The 21,037-nt window shown below is 72.1% G+C and carries 19 protein-coding genes; 13 read left to right on the plus strand and 6 right to left on the minus strand.

What is annotated here, in order from left to right:
* Window positions 1–149: 149 nt before the first annotated feature.
* Window positions 150–257 (minus strand): putative leader peptide, encoded by a 108-nt coding sequence (locus OG948_RS07030; RefSeq protein ID WP_395863859.1) that lies wholly within the window; start codon window positions 255–257, stop codon window positions 150–152.
* A 227-nt stretch (window positions 258–484) separates the two neighbouring features.
* Between OG948_RS07030 and OG948_RS07035 the strand changes: the two genes are divergently transcribed.
* Window positions 485–1,360 (plus strand): IclR family transcriptional regulator, encoded by an 876-nt coding sequence (locus OG948_RS07035; RefSeq protein ID WP_406294697.1) that lies wholly within the window; start codon window positions 485–487, stop codon window positions 1,358–1,360.
* A gap of 65 nt (window positions 1,361–1,425) precedes the next feature.
* Here the strand turns inward: OG948_RS07035 and OG948_RS07040 are convergent, their stop codons facing one another.
* Window positions 1,426–1,938: a hypothetical protein gene (locus OG948_RS07040; protein WP_406294699.1), complete on the minus strand. Its 513-nt coding sequence runs from the start codon at window positions 1,936–1,938 to the stop codon at window positions 1,426–1,428.
* A 455-nt stretch (window positions 1,939–2,393) separates the two neighbouring features.
* Here OG948_RS07040 and OG948_RS07045 point away from each other — a divergent pair, with 455 nt between their 5' ends.
* The 8 genes from OG948_RS07045 to OG948_RS07080 all read left to right on the plus strand — a co-directional run bounded on the left by OG948_RS07045 (window position 2,394) and on the right by OG948_RS07080 (window position 10,528).
* Complete coding sequence (locus tag OG948_RS07045; RefSeq protein WP_406294700.1) at window positions 2,394–2,993, plus strand: CGNR zinc finger domain-containing protein; 600 nt, start codon at window positions 2,394–2,396, stop codon at window positions 2,991–2,993.
* 110 nt (window positions 2,994–3,103) lie between these two features.
* On the plus strand, window positions 3,104–3,739 hold the full coding sequence (locus tag OG948_RS07050) for a septum formation family protein (RefSeq protein WP_406294701.1): 636 nt from the start codon (window positions 3,104–3,106) through the stop codon (window positions 3,737–3,739).
* Between the two features lie 235 nt (window positions 3,740–3,974).
* The gene (locus OG948_RS07055; protein WP_406294702.1) at window positions 3,975–5,912 is read left to right on the plus strand and encodes a phosphocholine-specific phospholipase C; all 1,938 of its coding nucleotides are present in this window, start codon (window positions 3,975–3,977) and stop codon (window positions 5,910–5,912) included.
* A gap of 484 nt (window positions 5,913–6,396) precedes the next feature.
* Window positions 6,397–7,800, plus strand: a complete 1,404-nt coding sequence (locus OG948_RS07060) for a sensor histidine kinase (RefSeq protein ID WP_406294704.1) — start codon at window positions 6,397–6,399, stop codon at window positions 7,798–7,800.
* Between the two features lie 17 nt (window positions 7,801–7,817).
* The gene (locus OG948_RS07065) at window positions 7,818–8,204 is read left to right on the plus strand and encodes a roadblock/LC7 domain-containing protein (RefSeq protein ID WP_406294706.1); all 387 of its coding nucleotides are present in this window, start codon (window positions 7,818–7,820) and stop codon (window positions 8,202–8,204) included.
* The gene (locus OG948_RS07070) at window positions 8,201–8,551 is read left to right on the plus strand and encodes a DUF742 domain-containing protein (RefSeq protein ID WP_406294707.1); all 351 of its coding nucleotides are present in this window, start codon (window positions 8,201–8,203) and stop codon (window positions 8,549–8,551) included. Before OG948_RS07065 ends, OG948_RS07070 begins: the two co-directional genes overlap by 4 nt.
* Entirely contained in the window at window positions 8,532–9,152 is a 621-nt protein-coding gene (locus tag OG948_RS07075; protein ID WP_406294709.1) for a GTP-binding protein, read from the plus strand. The genes OG948_RS07070 and OG948_RS07075 overlap by 20 nt, the downstream gene beginning before the upstream one ends.
* The gene (locus tag OG948_RS07080) at window positions 9,149–10,528 is read left to right on the plus strand and encodes a cytochrome P450 (RefSeq protein WP_406294711.1); all 1,380 of its coding nucleotides are present in this window, start codon (window positions 9,149–9,151) and stop codon (window positions 10,526–10,528) included. Before OG948_RS07075 ends, OG948_RS07080 begins: the two co-directional genes overlap by 4 nt.
* 642 nt (window positions 10,529–11,170) lie before the next feature.
* Here OG948_RS07080 and OG948_RS07085 read toward each other — a convergent pair.
* The 3 genes from OG948_RS07085 to OG948_RS07095 form a co-directional block, all read right to left on the minus strand.
* On the minus strand, window positions 11,171–12,028 hold the full coding sequence (locus OG948_RS07085; RefSeq protein ID WP_406294712.1) for a class II fructose-bisphosphate aldolase: 858 nt from the start codon (window positions 12,026–12,028) through the stop codon (window positions 11,171–11,173).
* 228 nt (window positions 12,029–12,256) lie between these two features.
* Window positions 12,257–13,189, minus strand: coding sequence for a 1-phosphofructokinase family hexose kinase (locus OG948_RS07090; protein ID WP_406294714.1), 933 nt, complete (start codon window positions 13,187–13,189; stop codon window positions 12,257–12,259).
* 73 nt (window positions 13,190–13,262) lie between these two features.
* The gene (locus OG948_RS07095) at window positions 13,263–14,153 is read right to left on the minus strand and encodes an SIS domain-containing protein (protein ID WP_406294716.1); all 891 of its coding nucleotides are present in this window, start codon (window positions 14,151–14,153) and stop codon (window positions 13,263–13,265) included.
* A 337-nt stretch (window positions 14,154–14,490) separates the two neighbouring features.
* On the opposite strand from OG948_RS07095, the gene OG948_RS07100 reads away from it, so the two are divergent.
* Together OG948_RS07100 and OG948_RS07105 are read left to right on the plus strand one after the other, a co-directional pair.
* Entirely contained in the window at window positions 14,491–16,041 is a 1,551-nt protein-coding gene (locus OG948_RS07100) for an acyl-CoA carboxylase subunit beta (protein WP_406294718.1), read from the plus strand.
* A gap of 33 nt (window positions 16,042–16,074) precedes the next feature.
* Window positions 16,075–16,944 (plus strand): AraC family transcriptional regulator, encoded by an 870-nt coding sequence (locus tag OG948_RS07105; protein ID WP_406294720.1) that lies wholly within the window; start codon window positions 16,075–16,077, stop codon window positions 16,942–16,944.
* 5 nt (window positions 16,945–16,949) lie between these two features.
* Here OG948_RS07105 and OG948_RS07110 read toward each other — a convergent pair whose 3' ends face one another.
* Window positions 16,950–17,366, minus strand: coding sequence for a VOC family protein (locus tag OG948_RS07110; protein ID WP_406294722.1), 417 nt, complete (start codon window positions 17,364–17,366; stop codon window positions 16,950–16,952).
* 189 nt (window positions 17,367–17,555) lie between these two features.
* On the opposite strand from OG948_RS07110, the gene OG948_RS07115 reads away from it, so the two are divergent.
* Complete coding sequence (locus tag OG948_RS07115) at window positions 17,556–18,410, plus strand: NAD(P)H-binding protein (RefSeq protein ID WP_406294724.1); 855 nt, start codon at window positions 17,556–17,558, stop codon at window positions 18,408–18,410.
* Between the two features lie 1,032 nt (window positions 18,411–19,442).
* Window positions 19,443–20,957, plus strand: a complete 1,515-nt coding sequence (locus OG948_RS07120) for an RNA polymerase sigma factor (RefSeq protein WP_395863827.1) — start codon at window positions 19,443–19,445, stop codon at window positions 20,955–20,957.
* Window positions 20,958–21,037: the final 80 nt, after the last annotated feature.

Here is a 21,037-nt window from a genome sequence, read left to right on the forward strand (position 1 = left end):
GCGTCGGTCCGGGCAGGGGTCAACGGGTCACGCGTGGTCGGGGGGACCTACGCGTGGGCGGCATCGCGATCAGGCAGCGCGCGGACGCCGGACGTCGATCGGATCGATCGCTCGGACGCGGGCGTACCGGGGTTCGGTGCGGGGGTGGGTCAGCGACAGCCGGCGCTGGAGACGCGCGCGAGGTCGATGTGCCGGCGGCTGGTCAGCAGCGCGCGGGCGGTGGAGGACGGCGCGGTGTACAACGCGTCTGCGGACACGCGGGCCTCCCTCTCGGTTGCTTCGTCGATCACGGGCACGCCCGGCGGAATGCCCGGCGCACCAAAAGGCGCATCGGGGGGATCCTGGCACGATCCGCGCCACGCGATCAAACCTTCCCATGATGTGGGATACCTTGATGCTCTCCGGCACGGATCGTGGCGCACAGTGGTCGATCGGCTTGCCGTATGGTGAAAACCGCCTGTCGAACGGCGAGTTGGGGGTTCCAGTGGACGCAACCGCGGCGGATGCAAACGCGCCGACCACGAACGCGGCGGACACACGTGCGGCGCACGCCGGCGCGGCGGAGCCGACCGCACCGCGCGCACCCTCCGGCGCGCAGGCCGTCCAGCGCGCCCTGGGCATCCTGCACTGCTTCCGGGCGACCGGCACCGACCTGAGCGCGTCGGACATCGCCCGCCGGATGGACCTGTCGGTGTCCACCGCGCACCGCCTGGCCCGCACCCTGGTCGGCGCGGGCTTCCTCGATCAGGACGACCGCACCAGCCGCTACCGGCTGGGTCCCGTGGTCGCCGAACTCGGCCTGCTCGCCTACCACCAGCGCGGCCTGCACCACGCGGCGCCCGAGTTGGAACAGTTGTCCCGGCGCACCTCGGCGACCTCCGACCTGGCCATCCGCAGCGGTCGGCACGCACTGGTCCTGGTCGGCAGTTCGGTCCAGCCCGGCACCGGACTCGGTCTGCGCCGGCCACTGCACTCGACCGCGCTGGGCAAGGTCCTGCTGGCCTGGGCCGATCCGGCGGACGGCGGCCTGGAGCCGCTGCTGCCGCTGGCCCCGCAGACCGAGCGCACGATCGTGGACCCGGTGGCGTTGCAGGCCCAGTTGCAGGCGGCCCGGGCGGTCGGCTACGCGCTCAACGACGGCGAGTCGGTCCCGGGCGTACGCACCCTGGCGGTGCCGGTCCTGAACCGGGCCGGCCACGCGCACGCGGCCCTGGCCGTGCGGTCCACGCCCGCCGTGATGACCGACGAGCGCATCCCGTGGTTCCGCGACCGGGCCCAGGCGTGCGCGGACGCCCTGGAGGTACTGCTGTTGCCGCCGCATCGACGCCGACTGCGCGAGTCGGGGCTGCCCACGGAATAGGGTCCGCCCCGCGACTCCGGTCCGGAGTCGCGGGGCGGACCCTGCGCTTGGGGGCGTCGGTCGGGTCAGGCGGCGGCGACCAGCGCGTCGCGGCCGAGCACGCGGGTGCGGGTGGTGGTCACGGTCTCGGCCGAACGCGCCTTCGGCGCCGCGAACACGGCGAGCCGCAGGAAGGCGAATCGGGCCAGCCCGGCGATGCCCGAGGCGACCAGGTAGGTGCCCTGCTCGACCATGATGCTCGGCGCGGCCTGGACCGCGTGCAGGCCCAGCACGGCCGCCGTGGTGAACAGGTAGGCGACCACGGCCGACCCACCGGCCTGGGCGTGCGCCTTGAGGTCGGCGCGCCCGGCCCGGAAGGCGAACCGGCTGTGCAACTCGGTGGCCAGGAGCGTGCCGGCCACGGTGACCACGGCGTTGGCGGCGGCGATCGGCAGGTGGCCGGAGAGGGCGACGAGCGCGGCGCTGGAAGCCAGTCCGGTACCGCCGCCGAAGACCACGAAGCGAGCGAAGGAGGCGACCGTACCGGGCGTCGACGGCTGAGTGGTGTCCTGCTCTGCGACCCGGCTGCGGTTGTTCACGTGACTCTCCTTGACCCCCTGCGAGCCCTGTCGGCCCGTCTGGTTCAAACCTAGGGATCGCGCAACACATTCCCCATGGTGCCCACTTCCCTCTCTGGGTGGGGCTGGCCCCACCCCTCGACAGGCGGCCTGCCCCGCCCCCGCCGACACGTCCCCAGGGCGCCATCCACGACACCGGGTCGACAATTACCACTAAACCATCCCGAAACAGCACACCCGCAGGCCCGTAAAAGTGCGCGTACGGCCCGTCCGACGGCGTTCCCGTCGCGGATGTCTGCCTCGTCACACCACACGCTGCGTACTGGGAAGATCACATAAGGCATGCAGCGCCATCCACCCGCGGCGACGTAAGTCCGCCGACGCGAGGCGGCGGGCACCCGGCGTCCGGGCCGAGCCGGGCCACCACCGAGGCGCGCACATCCACATGGATACCGGCACCCGCTAGCATTAGTTTCGTGAGCACACGAATCGCGGACCTCGACGCCGGCGGCGCACCCCTGCTCGGCGAGCCGCTTCCGGTGGAGCTGGCCAACACCCGGTACGCGGTGCGCGGCGTACCGCACGAGGGACTCGCCGAGCCGGAGCACCTGGCCGCGTGGCTGCGCGACATCGCGCCACGGCTGAGCGCACCGCCGTCCGACGCCGCGCTGCTCGCGGTGGACGCGCGGGACCTGGCCGCGGCACTGGACCTGCGCGAGTGCGTCGCCGCCCTGCTGCACGCCGCGATGACCGACACCGCGCCGGCCGCCGACACCGTGGCCCGCCTCAACACGTACACCCGCGCCGCGCCGCACTGGCGCGAGCTGACCTGGCCCACCGCGACCACGCACACCCGGGCCGAGCCGATCGCCGCGGTTTTGGCCGAGCTCGCGGACGCCACCATCGACCTGGTCACCGGGCCCGACCGAGCCGAGCTGAGGCCCTGTCACGGCCCGGGCTGCGTGCTGCACTTCGTCAAGAACAACCCGCGCCGCGAATGGTGCTCCGCGGGCTGCGGCAACCGCGCCCGGGTGGCCCGGCACTACCAGCGCACGAAGAATCCGCCCCGAATGTAGGGAATTGGGGGTATTGGGGCATTAGCCAGAGATAAGGGAAGCCCCTGAAGACCGGAACACCCGCCTCCGAAAGACTCTGGGCGATTCCCAGCGAGAGGCTTCGATTTCCGATGCGCGTTTCCCGGATCTCCGGTGTGCTGTCCCCCACTCCCGCGCGCCGTCGTCGCGCCGGTACCCGCGCGTCCGCGGCCGCGGCCGCCGTCCTGGTCGCCTCCGCCCTGCTCACCGGCTGCCTCGGCAAGGACGACGACAAGAAGGACGACAGGGGGAGTTCCGCCGAGTCCAAGCCGCCGATGATCACCATGCCGCCGGCGCCGACCCTCCCGGCGAAGTCCGACCCGTCGACGGGCCCGGCCACCGGCGGTGGCGGTGGCGCCACCCCGTCCGGGACCGCGACCAAGCGCAGCGGCCAGGTCAAGATGATCAAGCTGCACAAGGGCGACTGCGTCGAGGAGAAGGGCGAGGAGCTCGTCACCGTCGCCTGCACGACGCCGCACGACGCCGAGGTGGTCGGGGAGTTCACCCTGCCGGCGAACATGTCGCCGACGAGCATGACCTTCCAGGACGACACCGGCAAGAAGTGCACAGAATTGGTCACCCCGACGGCCGCCCGCAACAGCGACCTCCCGTTGTCCAAGCTCACCCTGCGTCCCACCTCGGGCAGTTGGATCAACGAGAACGACCGCGACCTGACCTGCCTCCTCAAGCGCAACGACCACGTCAAGCTCATGGCTCCCCTGAAGTAGTCGCGACGGGCGGCCCGACGGCGGGCGGACCGCCCATGCCGCCGGGCGGACCGCCCAGGGGCACCCGTCCCGCCCGGGCGGGACGGGTGCCCGCCGCTCGAAAGTTACCGACTGGTTAACCCCAGGGTCTCCCGCCGGTAGCTGACGGACCGTCAGGATGGGTGTGCTCTGTGCTCGATTCGCCCGATCCGGCAGGTTCGGCCGGCTCGGTTGCCGACCCTGGAGGTCCCACCCCATGTCCCCCCTCTCCCGCCGCGGCTTTCTCGGCGCCGCCGCCGCGTCCGGCGCCGGGCTCGCCGCCGCATCGGGTCTCTCGCCCGCCGTCGCGGAAGCCGTCGCGGCCACCGCCGGCACGCCCGGCACGCTGGACGACGTCGAGCACGTGGTGATCCTGATGCAGGAGAACCGGTCGTTCGACCACTACTTCGGCACGCTGCGCGGCGTACGCGGCTACGGCGACCGCTCGCTGGTGCGCTTCGCCGGCGGCGGTGACGTCCTGCATCAGCGGCTGCTCGGCCTGGCCGGCGGCACCACCCTGCTGCCCTGGCACCTGGACACCGCGACCAGTAACGCCCAGCAGGTGCCCGGCCTGGACCACTCCTGGGGCGGCGGACACAGCGCGTGGGCCAACGGGCAGTACAGCAACTGGATCCCGGCCAAGTCGTGGCTGACCATGGGCCACTACCGTCGCGACGACATCCCGTACCAGTTCGCGCTGGCCGACGCGTTCACGGTGTGCGACCAGTACTTCTCGTCCGCGATGGCCTCCACCAACCCGAACCGCCTCTACCTGTGGACGGGCACCGTGGACCCGGCCGGTCGCGCCGGCGGACCGGTCGTGGACAACAGCGAACCGGGCTTTCGCTGGACCACCTACCCCGAGCGGCTCCAGGCCGCCGGCATCTCCTGGCGCGTCTACCAACAGCAGGACAACTACGACGACAACGCGCTCGCGTGGTTCGACGCCTTCCGCACCGCGCCGCAGAGTTCGCCGCTGTACGTGAACGGCATGGCGCGGCGCGGCCCGAAGGCGTTCGCCGACGATGTCGCGGCCGGCGCGCTTCCCGCGGTGAGCTGGATCGTGGCACCCACCGAGGAGTCCGAACACCCGAACTACCCTCCGGTCAAGGGCGCCCACTTCACCGCCTCCCATGTGCTGGACGCGCTCGCCGCGCACCCCGAGGTGTGGGCCAAGACCGTGGTCCTGCTCAACTACGACGAGAACGACGGGTTCTACGACCACGTCGTACCGCCCACCGCCCCGGCCGGCACGCCCGACGAGTACATCTCCGGCGCACCGATCGGACTCGGTCCGCGCGTGCCGATGATCGTCATCTCGCCCTGGAGCCGGGGCGGCCGGGTGTGCTCGGAGGTCTTCGACCACACCTCGGTGCTGCGCTTCCTGGAGAACTGGACCGGGGTCCGCGAGGACAACATCTCCGCGTGGCGACGCACCGTCTGCGGAGACCTGATGAGCGCGTTCACGTTCACCGACAAGGATGTCTCCTTCCCGTCGCTGCCCGACACCCGCGCCCTGCTCGACGAACTCGCCCGGCAGAAGTGGAAGCTGCCTCCGCTGATCCCGCCGATCGTTCAGCGGCAGCCGGTCCAGGAGAGCGGCGACCGGCCCGCGCTGCCGATCGACTACGGCTTCGCCACCACGTCGCGCACCGATGCCGACCAGGGCCTGCTGTGGATCCGGGTGGAGAACACCGGCCGACTGGGGGCGGGTCTGTCGATGTACACGGTCAACCACCGCAAGTTCGGCGCGTGGCAGTACACCGTGCCGGCCGGCGGCGCGGTCGAGGACTTCTTCAGCGTGGGAAGCGTCAGCGGCGGCCCGTACGACATCGACGTGCACGGCCCCGACGGCTACCTGCGCGGCTTCAAGGGCGACGTGCGCACCTGGGCCGATCCGGCGAGGCCGCACCCCGAGGCGAGCGCCGTCGCCCTCCCCGGGCGCAGCCTGGACGTCACCCTCACCAACGCCGGCGGCGCGTCCACCACCTTCACCGTGCGCGGCGCCGGCCCGGCCCGGACCGTACCGGTCCCGGCAGGCGGTACCACCCGCGTCACCGTCGGCGCGGAGCCGACTGGTCACTACGACGTCACCGTCACCGCCGACACCCGGGACGACTTCGCCCGCCGGTTCGCCGGCCGCCTGTACCACTGACCCGCGACAACACGGTCCCACCACGGCCCCGCACACGCTCTCCGGGCGAGGCGGGGCCGTGCGCGTTCCCGGCGTGCCGGCGACCACCCGCCGAGGGCACCGCCGACGCCGCCCGAAGCCCACCATCCGCCGCCGCGCGGACCGCGAACACCCCGGCCCCTCTACCGCTTTCGGCCGATGTCATGTCCCGATCCCGATCGATTCACCCGTTCGAGGGGCTTGTGCGCCACACACCCGATCCGCCCCACGCGTCCGCGTAGCCTGGCGCCCGCGACGGTGCTTCCCCTGCCCGCCGGGGCGCGACCCCGCCCGCACGGGACCCACTCGAGCACCCCCGCTCGGCGACCGAGCACAGCCCGCCGAGCGGTCCCCGCAGGACACCCGCACGATTCGTTTCCGACATTTTTCGAGGATGCCGATGGTTCTCGCTGGATCGTCCCCCGGAGGCCGACGGCCGGCCCTCGCGTGGGTCCTCCCCCTCCTCGTGACAGCCGTGTGCGCGGCCGCGGCCGTGGCCGCGGTCTCCCCCCAGGCCCGTCCCGCGGTGGCCCTGTGCGGTGGACTCGCGACCGTCGCCGTCGCCGTGTGCGCCGCCGAGGCCGGCCGCCGCGGGCGTACGATCACGCAATTGCACCTGCGACTCCAGCAGCAACAGGTCGGCCTGCGCCGGCGCCTCGCCGCGCAGGAGGCGGAAACGGTCCGGCTCTCCGAGGAGTTGCTCCCGGAGGCCATCGGCCGCCTGCAGATGGGCGAGCCGGTACCGGAGGTGATGCGCAAGGTCGCCCCGCAGCCGGACGACCCGACCGAGTTCGCGGTCGCACACCGCAACGTGATCCGCTCGGTGATCGACACCGTCAGCGCCGAGGAGGACATGCGCGAGTCCGCCCAGCGCGCGTTCGTCAACATCGCCCGCCGCGTCCAGGCCACCATCCACCAACAGGCCCAGGACATGCGGGACATGGAGGACCGACACGGCGACGACCCGGTCGTCTTCCGCGACCTCCTGCACCTGGACCACGGCAACGCGCTGATCGGCCGGATGGCGGACAGCATCGCCGTGCTCGGCGGCGCCCGCCCCGGTCGCCAGTGGGAAACCGACATCGGCATGTACAGCGTGCTGCGCGGCGCGATGTCGCGCATCCTGGACTACCGCCGGGTCAAGCTGCACTCCGTCGTCGAGGTCGCGGTCATCTCGCAGCACGTCGAGCCGCTGATCCACGCGATCGCCGAACTGCTCGACAACGCCACCCGATACTCGCCGCCCTCGACCACCGTGCACCTGAGCACCGTCGAGGTCCAGACCGGCATCGCCGTCGAGATCGAGGACGCCGGCGTCGGCCTGAGCGAGGAGGCCCGCCGCCGCGCCGAGCGCATCCTGTCCCTGGACGGCGACGCGCTCAACCTGGGCGACCTGGGCGAGACCCCGCGCCTGGGTCTGACCGTGGTGGGCCGACTCGCGCACGCCAACAACTTCAAGGTGATGCTCCGCCCGTCGGCCTACTCCGGCGTGCGCGCCGTCGTGGTCATCCCGCAGGACCAGATCACCGCGAACGTGCCACCGATGTACCCGATGCCGGAGCACCTCCAGCACCTGGACGAACTTCCGTCCCTGCACGACATGATGACCGACACTCCGGTCGGCACCGAACTGGGCGCCAACGGCCTCCCGCAGCGCCGCCGGCGCAACCTGGGCACCGTGCCGCGCGCCGGGGGAACGCGCGGCGGGCACCGCGCGAACGCGTCGAAGCCGGCCGCCGCACCGGTCGAGGATCCGCCGCCGGGGCTCGGACTGGACGCGTTCCTCAGTGGCATCAACGGCGAACTACCGTCCAGTGAACGGCGATCCGAGACCGGGGACGATTCGTGGGGCGATGGGGGATATCGATGACGGGGTACCGACCGAACATGGACTGGATGCTGGCCGACCTGGCCAAGAGCGTGCCGTTCACGCGCTACATCGTGCTGCTGTCCGCCGACGGCCTGCGGATGGCCCAGCACAACACCGCGGCCGACACCGCCGACCGGCTCGCCGCCGCGTGCGCGGGCCTACAGAGCCTCGCCGCCGCGATCGCGTCCGAATTCCCCAAGGGCGACGGCCGGATGCGGCTGGTCGTGATCGAGGTCAACGGCGGCTACTTCTACATGATGGCCGCCGGCGCGGGCGCCTATCTCGCGGTGCTGGCCGACGGTCAGGTGGACACCGGCCTGCTCGGCCACCGGATGCGCGACCTGGTGATCCGGATCGGCGAACACCTGACCAGTCCGCCGCGCCACGACGGGGCCTTTCCGTGAGTGTGCCGAGGCGCTCACGGCGCGACCCGCACCCCGAGCGGCTGTACCTGGTCGGGGAAAACCCGGAGACGCAGGACCGGTTGGACCTCGTCACCCTGTTCGTGGCCAAGCACGAGCCCGAGCGCGGGATGTCCCCCGAGCTCGCGACGATCCTGCGGATGTGTGAACAACCGTTGTCCATGGCCGAGATCTCCGCGCACATGCGATTGCCGACCAGCGTGCTGACGCTGGTCCTGACGGACATGGTGACCACGAATCAACTCGAGGCGCGGGCACCGATCCCGGCCGCCTCGTTGCCCGACATCGATCTGCTCAAGGCGGTGATGCATGGACTACAAAGGCTCTGAGACCCTCGCCGGGCCGCGCCCCGAGGACATGCTGCCGGCGACGGCCGCCGCCGCGATCAAGGTCGTCGTCGTCGGCGGCTTCGGCGTCGGCAAGACCACGCTGGTCGGCGCGGTCAGCGAGATCCGGCCGCTCACCACCGAGGAGACGATGACCCAGGCGGGCGTCGGCATCGACGACCTCGCGGGCATCGAGGCCAAGACCACCACGACCGTGGCGATGGACTTCGGCCGGATCAGCCTCGACGAGCGCCTGGTCCTCTACCTGTTCGGCACCCCCGGACAGGAGCGCTTCTGGTTCCTGTGGAACGGCCTGTTCGACGGCGCGCTCGGCGCCGTGGTCCTGGTCGACACCCGGCGCCTGGAAGTGTGCTTCGACGTGATGGGCCGGCTCGAGGATCGCGGCGTGCCGTTCGTGGTCGCGGTCAACACGTTCCCCGAATCGCCGGCGCACTCCATGGACGAACTGCGCGGCGCGCTCGACCTGGACGAGTCGGTACCCATGCTCGATTGCGACGCGCGCAGTCGCGGCTCCAGTCGGGACGTCCTGATGGCCCTCATGCAATACCTCTACACGCTCACCACGAACCGGGAGACGCAATGACCGCTCCTCCCCCCGTTCCGCCGCCCGGCTGCCCCGCGCACGCGGGCGCGACGGCCACCGAGGGCATCACGAGGTTGTACGGACCGGAGACGATCGCGGACCCGGGCGCCACCTACGAGAGGTTGCGCGCCGAGTACGGGGCGGTCGCGCCGATCCTGGTCGACGGCGACTTCCCCGGCTGGCTGGTGCTCGGCTACCGGGAGAACCTGGAGGTCATGCGCACGCCGAGCCGGTTCTCCCGGGACGCGCGCAACTGGCGCGACTGGCGCGAGGGCCGGATCCCGCCGGACGCCACGATCCTGCCGATCATGGAGTACCGCCCGGACTGCGTGTCCAGCGACGGCGCCGAGCATCAACGCCTGCGCAGCGTGGTCACCGAGAGCCTGGACCGGTTCGACCGACGCGGCATCCGCAAACACGTCCAGCGACTCGCGCACGACCTGATCGACCGGATCGCCGCGGACGGCCACGCCGACCTGGTCGCGCAGTTCGCGCAACAGTTGCCGATGCTGGTCATCGCGCAGTTGTACGGTCTGCCCGACGCGATGGGTCCACGTCTGGTCGAGGCCAGCGCCGAGCTGATGATGCAGAGCGAACGCGCGCTCGAATCCAATGAGTTCATCCTGCGCACGCTGCGCGACCTGGCCGACCGCAAACGTGCCGAGCCGGCCGCCGACTTCCCGTCCTGGCTGATCGAGCACCCGAACAAGCTGTCCGAGGACGAGGTCCTACACCACCTGCGGCTGGTCATGGTCGCGGCGAACGAGCTGACCATCGCGCTGATCGCGAACACGCTGCGGGTGGTCCTGACCGACGACCGGTTCGCCGCGTCGCTGGCCGGCGCACGGCTGACCCTGCCCGACGCGGTCGAGCAAGTCCTGTGGGACGAACCGCCGTTGTGGGTCATCCCGGGCCGCTGGGCGCTGGTGGACACCGAGTTGGGCGGGCGCCGGATCAAGGCCGGCGACCTCCTCGTGCTCGGCGTCATGGCCGGCAACGTCGACCCGCAGATCCGTACCGACCTCACCGTGCCGGTCCACAACAACCGCGCCCACCTGGCGTTCAGCGGCGGCGCGCACCTGTGTCCGGGACAGGACATCGGCCGAGCGATCACGGACACCGCGATCGACACACTCAACAGCCGGCTTCCCGACATCCGCCTGGCCCACCCGGACCGCCCACCCGCCTGGCACGCGGCCACCTGGGCCCGCTACCTCACTTCCCTTCCGGTCGAGTTCACCCCGGTCCCGCTGGTGAAGCCCACCGAATGGACCCGCCCTCCACGCCCACCCCGCCCCACCACACCCCCCGACTCCCCGATCTCTCCCCTCCCCACCACCTGGTGGACCCGCATCACCACCTGGCTCTTCGGCTGACCAACAGAGCGCCGGGCCCACCCCCGGCGCTCCCGTCCCCTCCTCCGCAAACCACGAAACAAGGCACGGGCAACCCCAATCAGCCCGCCCGGCGCTTGAGAACACCCAGGAACCCACCCGGCCCAACCCGCGACCCGGCAACGAGCCACTCTCCGCAGCCGCAGACCAAATCAGCCCGTCCCGCGCTCGAGGACACCCCAAGCCCCACCACCACAGACCGCAACGCCCACGCGAACCCAACCAGCCCGTCCCGCGCTCGAGGACACCCCGGAACGCACTTGGCCCGACCCGCAAGCCGGCCCACCCCGACTCGGCAACGAGCCACCCTCCGCAAGCCGCAGACCAAAACGCGGGCAATCCAAATCAGCCCGTCCGGCGCTTGAGGACACCCCGGAACCCACCCGGCCCGACCCGCAAGCCGAACCGCACCGACCCGGCAACGAGCCACCCCTCCGCAACCGCAGACCAAAGCACGGGCAAACCAATCAGCCCGTCCGGCGCTTGAGGACAACCAAGGCCCCGCCACCGCGGACGGCAACCGTCCACGCGAACCCCACCAGCCCGTCCGGCGTTTGAGGACACCCCGGAACCCACCCGGCCCGACCCGCCCCCACAGCCCGTCCGGCGTTTGAGGACAAGGCGCTAGACCGCGCCCGTGATCACCCGCAAGAGCCCACCGACCGCATCCGCCATCGCCGACCGCGCAGCGACCAGCGCCGGCCGCGGATCGGCCTTCCCCGGCTCGGCGACCAGCCGCGACCGCAGCGTGCCGGTGTAGGCGATGTTCAGCGCCGTGCCCACGTTGATCTTCGTCATCCCCGCACCCACCGCCCGCCGCAGCTCCGCGTCCGGCACCCCCGAGGACCCGTGCAACACGAGCGGCACGCCCACCGCCGCGCGCAACCGCGCGATCAGGTCGTGGTCGAGCGTGGCGGTCCGGTCCAGCATCGCGTGACTGCTGCCGACCGCCACGGCCAACGCGTCGACCCCGGTCGCCCGCACGTACGCCGCGGCCTCGTCCGGATCCGTGCGAGCCCCCGGCGCGTGCGCGTCGAGCGCGGGATGGCCCGGCTTGCCGCCGACCTCGCCGAGCTCGGCCTCCAGGCTGATCCCGCGCTCGTGTGCCCAGGCCACCGCGTCCGAGGTGGCCGCCACGTTCTCCGCGTAGCCCAGCCGCGACGCGTCGAACATGACCGAGCTGATCCCGGTCCCCTCGGTGGCCGTCAGCAGATCCACCGACTCGACGTGGTCCAGGTGCAACGCGACCGGTACGGCCGCCTCCTCCGCGAGCGCCCGGCACGCCGCCGCGAGCGGACCCAGCCGCCCACGCCGAAACTTGACGGCGTTCTCGCTGATCGCCACCACGACCGGCAGTCCCGCCTCCTCCGCCGCGATCAGCACCGCCTCGGCGTGTTCCAGCGTGATCACGTTGAACGCGGCCACCCCGACCCCGTCCGCACGCGCCGCGTCGGTCAATATCCCCGTCGAGGTCAACGGCATGTCATCTCTCCTCGTGAACGATCCCGACAACAACCGGCCCCGAGCACCCCGGCACCCGAACACCAAAACCCAAACCCGCACCCGCACCCGCACCCGCACCCGCACCGGCACCGGCACCGGCACCGGCACCCAAAAGACACGCACCCACACCCGCACCACGCCACCCCACCGCGCGCAAGCCGACCGCACACCCACCGGCCCACGTCCCGGCCGGCCCGCGGCGCAACCTCATCGCGGCGGCTCCACCACATCGACCCGCACCCTCGGCAGCCAGCTCCGGTACAACTCGCCGTCCACGTCACCCGCCATCGGCGCCGCCACCGCCGCCGCCGACAGCGCCACCGCGTCCCGCAACCGGTCCGGCCACGGGCCGCCCTCGGCCAACCCGCGTGCCAGCGCCGCCACGGCCGCGTCACCCGCGCCGGTGGCGTTGCCGCGTACCGAGGTGGGTGGCGTCGCCCGCCACCAGCCCTCGTCGGTCCCGGCGAGCATGCCCTCCGGACCGAACGAGGCGACCACCGCCGTCCCGGCCCGCGCCGTCCCCGCCAGCCGCGCGACCGCCCGCAGCGGATCCGCCTCACCCGTCACGGCGAGCAACTCGTCCGCGTTCGGCTTGACCACGTCCGGCCCGGCCGCGACACCGGCCGACAACGCCGGCCCCGAGGCGTCCAGCAGCACCGGCACCCGCGCGGCCCGAGCGAGCGTCACCAACTCCGCGTAGCCACTCACCGAAACGCCCGGCGGCAGACTCCCGGACAGCACCAACACCGAGGCTTCCGGCAGCAGTTCGGCCGTGGCCGCGACCACCAGGGCCCATTCCCGCGCGGTCCGCGCGGGGCCGAGTTCGTTGAGCGACGTCGCGCCGCCCGAGTCGGTCTCCACGATCGTCGTGGTGCAGCGCGTCTCGCCCGCCACCGGCACCGCCGTCAACGCGATGTCCGCCGCCGCGAGGTCGGCCCGTATTCGCTCACCCGTGGCACCGCCCAACGGGGCCACCGCGGTGACGGCGACGCCGAGCGAGCGCAGCACGCGTGCGACGTTGACGCCCTTACCGCCGGCCCGTCCCTCGACCGACGCCGGCCGATTCGCGCCGTGTCGGATCATGCGTTCCAGGTGGTAGGTGACATCCCAGGCCGGATTCGGCGTCACCGTGACGATCACGACGCCCTCCGCCCGACGGACTCGACGGACCCGTCCCGGGGCCCGCCGTCGACACCCACGCCGAGCGTGTCCCTCACGACGCGTCCAGCACCACGGACCGGGTGAGGTGCCGCGGCTCGTCCGGGTTCAGGCCGCGGCTCTCCGCGATCGCGACCGCGAGCTTCTGCACCCGGACCAGCTCCGCCATCGGGTCGAGCGCTCCGGCCACGAACGTGCCACCGGTGGCCGCGACCTGCTCGGCCAGGCCCTCGGGCACCGGCCCGAACACCCAGGTGACCCGGTTCGGCGCGGCGATGCTGATCGGCCCGTGCCGGTACTCCATCACCGGGTAGCTCTCCGTCCACGCCCCGGCGGCCTCGCGCATCTTCAGCGCGGCCTCCGCCGCGAGCCCGACCGACCAGCCCGAGCCCAGGAAGGTGAACTGCTCCGCGCCCACGAACTCCGGTTCGGGCAGCCACGCGACGGCCTCCTTCGCGTCCCGTACGGCCCCGTCCAGGTCCGCGCCGACGTGCGCCCGCAGCAGCGCGAGGGCCGTGGTGGCGAACCGGGTCTGCACGACCGAACGCTCGTCGGCGAAGTCGAGCATCACGAGCTCGTCCGCCGCGGTCACGATCGGCGTCCCGGGCGTGCCGGTGATCGCGGTGGTGGCGACCGTGCCCCGGATCTCCGCCAGCAGCCGCAGTACCTCGGTGGTGGTGCCGGAGCGGGTCAACACGACGACCCGGTCGTAGTCCCGTACGCCCGGGAACTCCGAGGCCGCGAACGCGTCGGTGACGCCGAGCCCGGCCCGCTCGCGCAGCACCGCGTACGCCTGTCCGATGAACCACGAGGTCCCGCACCCGACGATCGCGACCCGCTCACCGGGGCTCGGTAGTCCGGCGCAGTCCGCGGCCAGCGCGGCGGCACGCGCCCACAGATCGGGCTGAGTGGCGATCTCGGCAGAGGTGTGGTTCACGGTCGTCATGACGCTCCCGGGTCCTGGCGCGCAGCACCGCGCGGACTGCGCACTGCTGCACTCGCATGCTTGAAACTATTCATTTGATAGCAGTTTCACGCACGAATGAGCAATGCCGCTCACCATGATGGGGTCCGATTCACCCGGATTCGATCTGAAATATCCACCACGCCCGTGCCGCGCACCCGGCGACATCGGCCCTGTCGCCCGCACGCGACCGCCGCTACATTGGCCCGGCTCGGGCGGCCCGGCCCACCCCGCCCGCGCCACGAGCCCGCGCCACGAGCCCACGCCCCACGAGCCCACGAGCCCACACACCCGCCCCGCCCCACCCGACGGGAGATCCGTGCACACCGAAGGACGTCCCGCACCCGCCAACCGGACCGCCTGGCAGACGCTGCTCGCCGATCTGGAGGAGCGCCGAACCCGATCGCGAGCCATGGGCGGCCCGGCGAAGGTCGCGCGCCACACGGTCGCCGCCCCCGGCCGAATGTCCGCCCGGGCCCGGGTCGCGACTCTCCTCGACGACGACTCGTTCGCGGAACTGGGCACGCTCACCGGCGGCGCGGACATCCCCGCCGACGCGTTCGTGGCCGGTTCGGGGCTGCTGGACGGCCGCCCGGTGTTCGTGGGTGCCGAGGACTTCACCGTGCAGGGCGGCTCGATCGGCCCCGGCGCCGCCGCCAAGCGGGCCCGGCTCGTTCGGCTGGCCGGTCAGGAACGCGCGCCGCTGGTGACCCTGCTCGAAGGCGCCGGGCACCGGGCGGGCAACGCGCTCGCCGGCCACACGGCCACGCCCAACGACCTCCAGGCCCTGGCCGACCTCGCCGGACTGGTCCCCACCGTCGCGATCGTGCACGGCCCGTCCGCCGGGCACGGCGCGCTCACCGCGCCGCTGTCCGATTTCGTGATCATGGTGGAAGGCAGCGGAGCGCTCTTCACCGCCGGCCCACCCCTGGTCGAGGCGGCGACCGGCGAACGGGTGGACAAGCACACCCTCGGCGGCAGCGGGGTGCACTGCGTGGTCAGCGGCGTCGCGCACAACGCCGTTCGCGACGACGCCGCGGCGCTGCGCCTGGCCCGCCGCTACCTCTCCTACTTCCCGTCACACGCCTGGCAACATCCGCCGTACGCGGGACCGGACTCGGGCAACACCGACACCGGCCCGCGAGCCACCGAGGCGCTCCTGGACCTGATCCCGCCGGACCCGCGCCGGCCGTACGACGTCAAGGCCGTGCTCGCCGAGGTCTTCGACGCGGGCACGCTCCTGGAGCTGCAACCGGCCCACGGCGCCTCGATCGTCACCGCGCTCGCCCGCCTCGGCGGCCACGCGGTCGCGGTCCTGGCGAACCAACCCGCGGTCCGGGCGGGCACCATCGACGCGGACGCCGCCGACAAGGCCGCCCGCTTCCTGTCCGTCGCGGGCGCGTTCCACCTGCCGGTGGTCTTCCTCGCGGACAACCCCGGCGTCCTGGCCGGCACCGCCGCCGAGCGTTCGGGGGTGCTGCGCGCCGCGGCCCGACTGTTCGCCGCCCAGCACCGCCTGCGCGTTCCGAAGCTGCACCTGACGGTGCGCAAGGCGTTCGGCTTCGGCAGTTCGGTGATGGCGATGAACCCGTTCGACGCGCAGACCGTGTCCTACGCGCTGCCCGGCGTCACCCTCGGCGGCATCCCGGCCGCCGCGGGCGCCGCCGCCGCGAAGCAGGACGCGGACACCACCCGCCGGCTCACGTCGAACGAGGCGAGCGGCCCGTGGCGCTCGGCGAACGCGCTGTCCTACGACGACGTGATCGCACCCACCGAGGTCCGCGACGCCCTGCTCACCGGCCTGACCCGCGCCCGAGCCCGACTGACCGGCCCGACCGAACCGAACCGCCGCCCCGGCTACCTGCCCTAGGAGCGCTCCGGAGCCAGGACCTAGGCTCACCACATGGACGGTTTGGGTGACCTGCTGCGCGGGATCAGGGCCGACGACGCGCTCTTCGACCGACGGACGCTGCCCCCGGAGACCTCCGTACGGATCACCTCCGGCGCGCCGTTGACCCTGTGCACGGTGGTGCGCGGCAGCGGCCGACTCGTCCCCGAGGACGGCCCCTCCCTCCCGCTGCGCCCGGGTGACGCCGCCCTGGTCCGGGGTCCCGCGCCGTTCACGTTCGTCGCCGACCCACGCCCGGGGCACGAGACGGCGACGGACTCGGACCAAGGCGACGAGTCCTTCGCCGAGTTGCTCTGCGGCTCCTACCGCGCGCACGCCGACATCGGCCGTCGACTGCCCGCCGCGCTCCCCCCGGCCCTGGTCGTCCCCGACGACCAGGGCTGCGAGGCGGTGTTGGGCTTCGTGTCCGACGAGGTCGCCGCCGACCGGCCGGGCCAGAGCTTCGTCCTGGACCGGCTGCTCGACTGGATGCTGGTCTGTACGCTCCGCGCCTGGTTCGACCGCCCCGAGGCGCATCCGCCCGCGTGGTACCTGGCCCTGGCCGATCCCGTCGTCGGCACCGCCCTGCGCGCGGTCCACGACGCCCCGGCCCGGCCGTGGACGATCGCCGCCCTGGCCGCCGAGGCGGGCGTCTCCCGCACCTCCCTCGCCGAGCGCTTCACCGCCCGGGTCGGCACGCCGCCGCTCACCTACCTGACCGAGTGGCGGATGGCCCTGGCCGCCGAATTGCTCACCGAACCGGACGCCACGGTCGCCGCCGTGGCCCGCCGGGTCGGCTACGCCGACCCGTTCGCCTTCAGCACCGCCTTCAAGCGCGTCCGCGGCCTGAGCCCCACCGCCTACCGCACGACCCACGCGGCGTAACGCCGCTACTCGGGCAGTTGCTCGAACATCCAGCGATGTCCCTCGGGGTCGGCGACGCTGTAGGCGCGCCCGTGCCCGGTGTCGCGCGGCGGCGCCAACACGGTCGCGCCCGCGTCGCGGGCCACGGCGAAGTGCGCGTCCAGGTCGGCGACGTGGACGTGCACGCCGTCCACCACGTAGGGCACGGACAACCACCTGTCCGCGTCCGCGCAGGTCTCGGCGTGCCGCCGGGGCGAGCGGTAGTCGGGCGTCGGCTCGGCGAGCATGATCAGCCCGCCCTCGGGGGTGGCCAACTCACCGTGGCCCACCGAACCGTCCGGCATCATGATCCGAGTCACCTCCCGGAAGCCGAACGCCCGACTCAGCCAGTCCAGCGCGGCGGCGTCCTGGTAGGAGATCATCGGCGTGACGGTCTGCGACATGGTCGACTCCTTCGATCGTGCGGTGCTCGCGCTTCCGAGTCCGGTCGCGCCGAGCGCGCCGGTCTTGGCCGAACGGGAACAGGCGAGTGGCCCGCCCCCACCCGGTCGCCCCGGCGCCCCGGACGCACGCACATGTCCCCCGGTTTCTCGCCCATGTCGGCCGGGCCCGGCCCGGATCAAGCTGGGCGCATGACGGAAACCACGCAGCTCCCCATCCTCGTTCTCGGCGGGACCGGCAAGACCGGCAGCCGGGTGGTCACCGCGCTCCGCGCCCGCGGCGCCACCGTGCGCGTCGCCTCCCGCTCCGCCGAGCAGCGCTTCGACTGGACCGACGACCGCACCTGGGGCCCCGCGCTGGCCGCCGTCTCCGCCGTCTACCTGGTGCCCCTGGACGGTGTCCCGACCGGTCCGGCCTTCGTCCGCCGAGCGGTCGACGCCGGGGTCGAGCGCATCGTGCTGCTCTCCGCGCGCGGCACCGACGTCCCCGGCTACTTCGCCGCCGACGACCCCGGCAACCAGGCCCGCCTCGACCTGGAGGCGGCCCTTCGCGCCTCGGGCATCGAATGGACGATCCTGCGTCCGGGGTGGTTCGCGCAGAACTTCAGCGAGGGCTTCTTCCGCGACGAGGTGCGCGCCGGCGAGTTGACGCTGCCGACCGGCGCCGCGTCGGTGTCCTTCGTCGACACCGAGGACATCGCCGCCGTCGCGGTGGCCGCCCTGCTCGACCCCGGCCACGCCGGCGAGACGTACGAGCTGTCCGGCCCCCGGGCGGTGACCTTCGACGAGGCCCTCGCCGAGATCGCCGCCGTGACCGGCCGGCAGGCCCGCTACGTCCCGGTCGACCCGGCCGGGTACACCGCCGAGCTGATCGCCCGGGGTCTGCCCGAACTCGACGCGAGCATGTGGGCGTCGGCCCTGAACGGCATCCACCGCGGCCTGGAGGCCAAGATCTCCGACGGCGTGCAGCGCGCGCTGGGCCGCCCCGCCCGCGACTTCACCGACTTCGTCCGCGCGGCGGCGGCGACCGGCGCCTGGACCGCCTGACCCCACGGCCGGACCGCCCGGCCCACACCGAACCGACACCGGGCCGGACCCGATGCCGCGATGGGCGGCCGACGACTCGACCAGAGCCGTCGGCCGCCCATCGGCACGCGCGCGCCCGACCCCGCCCCGGCAGCCCCGGCCACCGCGCCGCAAGCCTCGCCGATGATCGAATTCACCACCCGTTTGCGCGCCCGTATATCGATCCACCGATCACCCGCACGTCATCCACGCGCGTCATCTTCCGCACGGCCCACTATTCCGTGCATCCGACTCTCGATCACCGCGCCGAATCGATCTCGCGCGGCCCGCTCTTCGATTGCCGTATCGATTAGCCGAATAGTGTGCGACGAAGATCGCGACGGAGATCCTTTACCGCGTCGACACGTCCGCCCTATCCCGCCGACCGTCATCGCGCAACCGCGCCCGCCGTCACTCGAATAGCCGAAGAAATCACCCACCGCGCACTGCTATTTTCGCGCCGCGTCCGCCACCCGCACGCATTACCGCCGAGCCGACCGAGGAAATCCCGCCCGCCGCTTTCCGCGGGGCCCGCCGGCGGCCCCGCCGCGACGCCCCGAGGAGCCGGCCCGGGCACCCGCTCCGCACCGCGGACGTCCGCCCCGTGCGTAACGCGCCGGCAGGCGGGCATTCTCAAGACAGGTCCAGGACCGCACGACCGACGCCGATGCCCGACCCGATCCGCACCACCACGAGAAAATTCGACCCCACAGCATCGGCACTCGGATATCGTCGATCCCCGGCCACGGCAGCGCCGTCGGGCCCGGAACCCCGGGCTCACCGGCGCGACCACGCAGACCAGCGGGCCGTCCCGCACACTGGGGAACCCACAGCTCGAAGCCCCTGCGGACCGACGTGACCCAGGTCACGCTCGCGGAGGCGTAACACTTGTACCGATCGGAGCGATGCCTTGAGTGGCGCCGGCAGCGCCGACGGATCCGGTCCCGCGGATGCGTCATCGATTCGGTGTAGTTGCGGCGCCGCAGCATGCCCGCGTGAACCGAGAGGTTATTTGTGACCCCGAGCTCGTCCAGCACGCTTCCCAACAGAATCGCCGAATCGGAATCTCTGGTGGCGCTCATCGAGCGTGGCCGTGCCGAAGGATCGATTACCGGCGAGGACATACGCCGAGCCTTCGAAACCGACGCCATCCCTGCCACGCAGTGGAAGAGCATCCTCCGTAGCCTCAACGAGGTCCTCGATGAGGCCGGTGTGACCTTGACCGTCAACCCGGTCAAAGAGACCCAACGGAGAGACGTAGCCACAACTCGGCGATCTGTCAAGAAGACGCTATCCACGCGCTCAACCCGTGTCAAGAACACAGAGACCTTGCCCGCGCAAGTCACGCCCGCGGCAACGGAATCGGGAGAGTCCGTCGTGGAATCTGCTCCGAAGCCGAAGAAGGCCGCAGCCAAGAAGAAGGCCGCGGCCAAGAAGACCACCACCACCGAGACGACCGCCGTCGAGTCGCCCGCCCCCAAGGACGGCGACGAGGCACTGGTCGAAGAGGATCTGTTCGACGAGCCCGCCGAGGCGGCGGCTCCCGAGGTCGGTCCGAGCGGCTTCGTCCTCACCACGGACGAGGACGACGCACCGCAACAGCAGGTCACCACGCCGGGTGCCACCGCGGACCCGGTCAAGGACTACCTGCGACTGATCGGCAAGGTCTCGCTGCTCAACGCCGAGCAGGAGGTGTCGATCGCCAAGCGCATCGAGGCCGGCCTGTTCGCGTTGGAGAAGCTGGACTCCGAGCCCGGCCTGACCCCGCAGTTCCGGCACGAGCTCGAGCTCGTCGCCGAGGACGGCAAGCGTGCCAAGAACCACCTCCTGGAGGCCAACCTCCGCCTGGTGGTCTCGCTGGCGAAGCGCTACACGGGTCGCGGCATGCTCTTCCTGGACCTCATTCAGGAGGGCAACGTCGGTCTCATTCGTGCGGTCGAGAAGTTCGACTACACGAAGGGCTTCAAGTTCTCCACGTACGCCACCTGGTGGATTCGCCAGGCGATCACCCGGGCCATGGCCGACCAGGCGCGGACCATCCGCATCCCGGTGCACATGGTCGAGGTGATCAACAAGCTGGCCCGCGTACAGCGCCAGATGCTCCAGGACCTGGGCCGCGAGCCCACCCCGGAGGAGCTGGCCAAGGAACTCGACATGACCCCGGAGAAGGTCGTCGAGGTGCAGAAGTACGGCCGCGAGCCGATCTCCCTGCACACCCCCCTCGGCGAGGAGGGCGACAGCGAGTTCGGTGACCTCATCGAGGACACCGAGGCGATCCGGCCGGCCGACGCGGTCAGCTTCACGCTGCTCCAGGAACAGCTCCACTCGGTCCTGGACACCCTCGCCGAGCGCGAGGCCGGCGTGATCTCGATGCGCTTCGGGCTCACCGACGGCCAGCCCAAGACGCTCGACGAGATCGGCAAGGTCTACGGGGTCACCCGTGAGCGGATCCGCCAGATCGAGTCGAAGACCATGTCGAAGCTGCGCCACCCGTCCCGCTCCCAGGTGCTGCGCGACTACCTGGACTAGGCAGCAGGACCCCGGGTACGGACGGACCGCCACACCGGCGGCCTCCGTCCGTACCCGGCGCCACACCTTGCGTGCCACGC

The organism is Embleya sp. NBC_00888 (genome assembly GCF_045207655.1).
Lineage (GTDB): Bacteria > Actinomycetota > Actinomycetes > Streptomycetales > Streptomycetaceae > Embleya.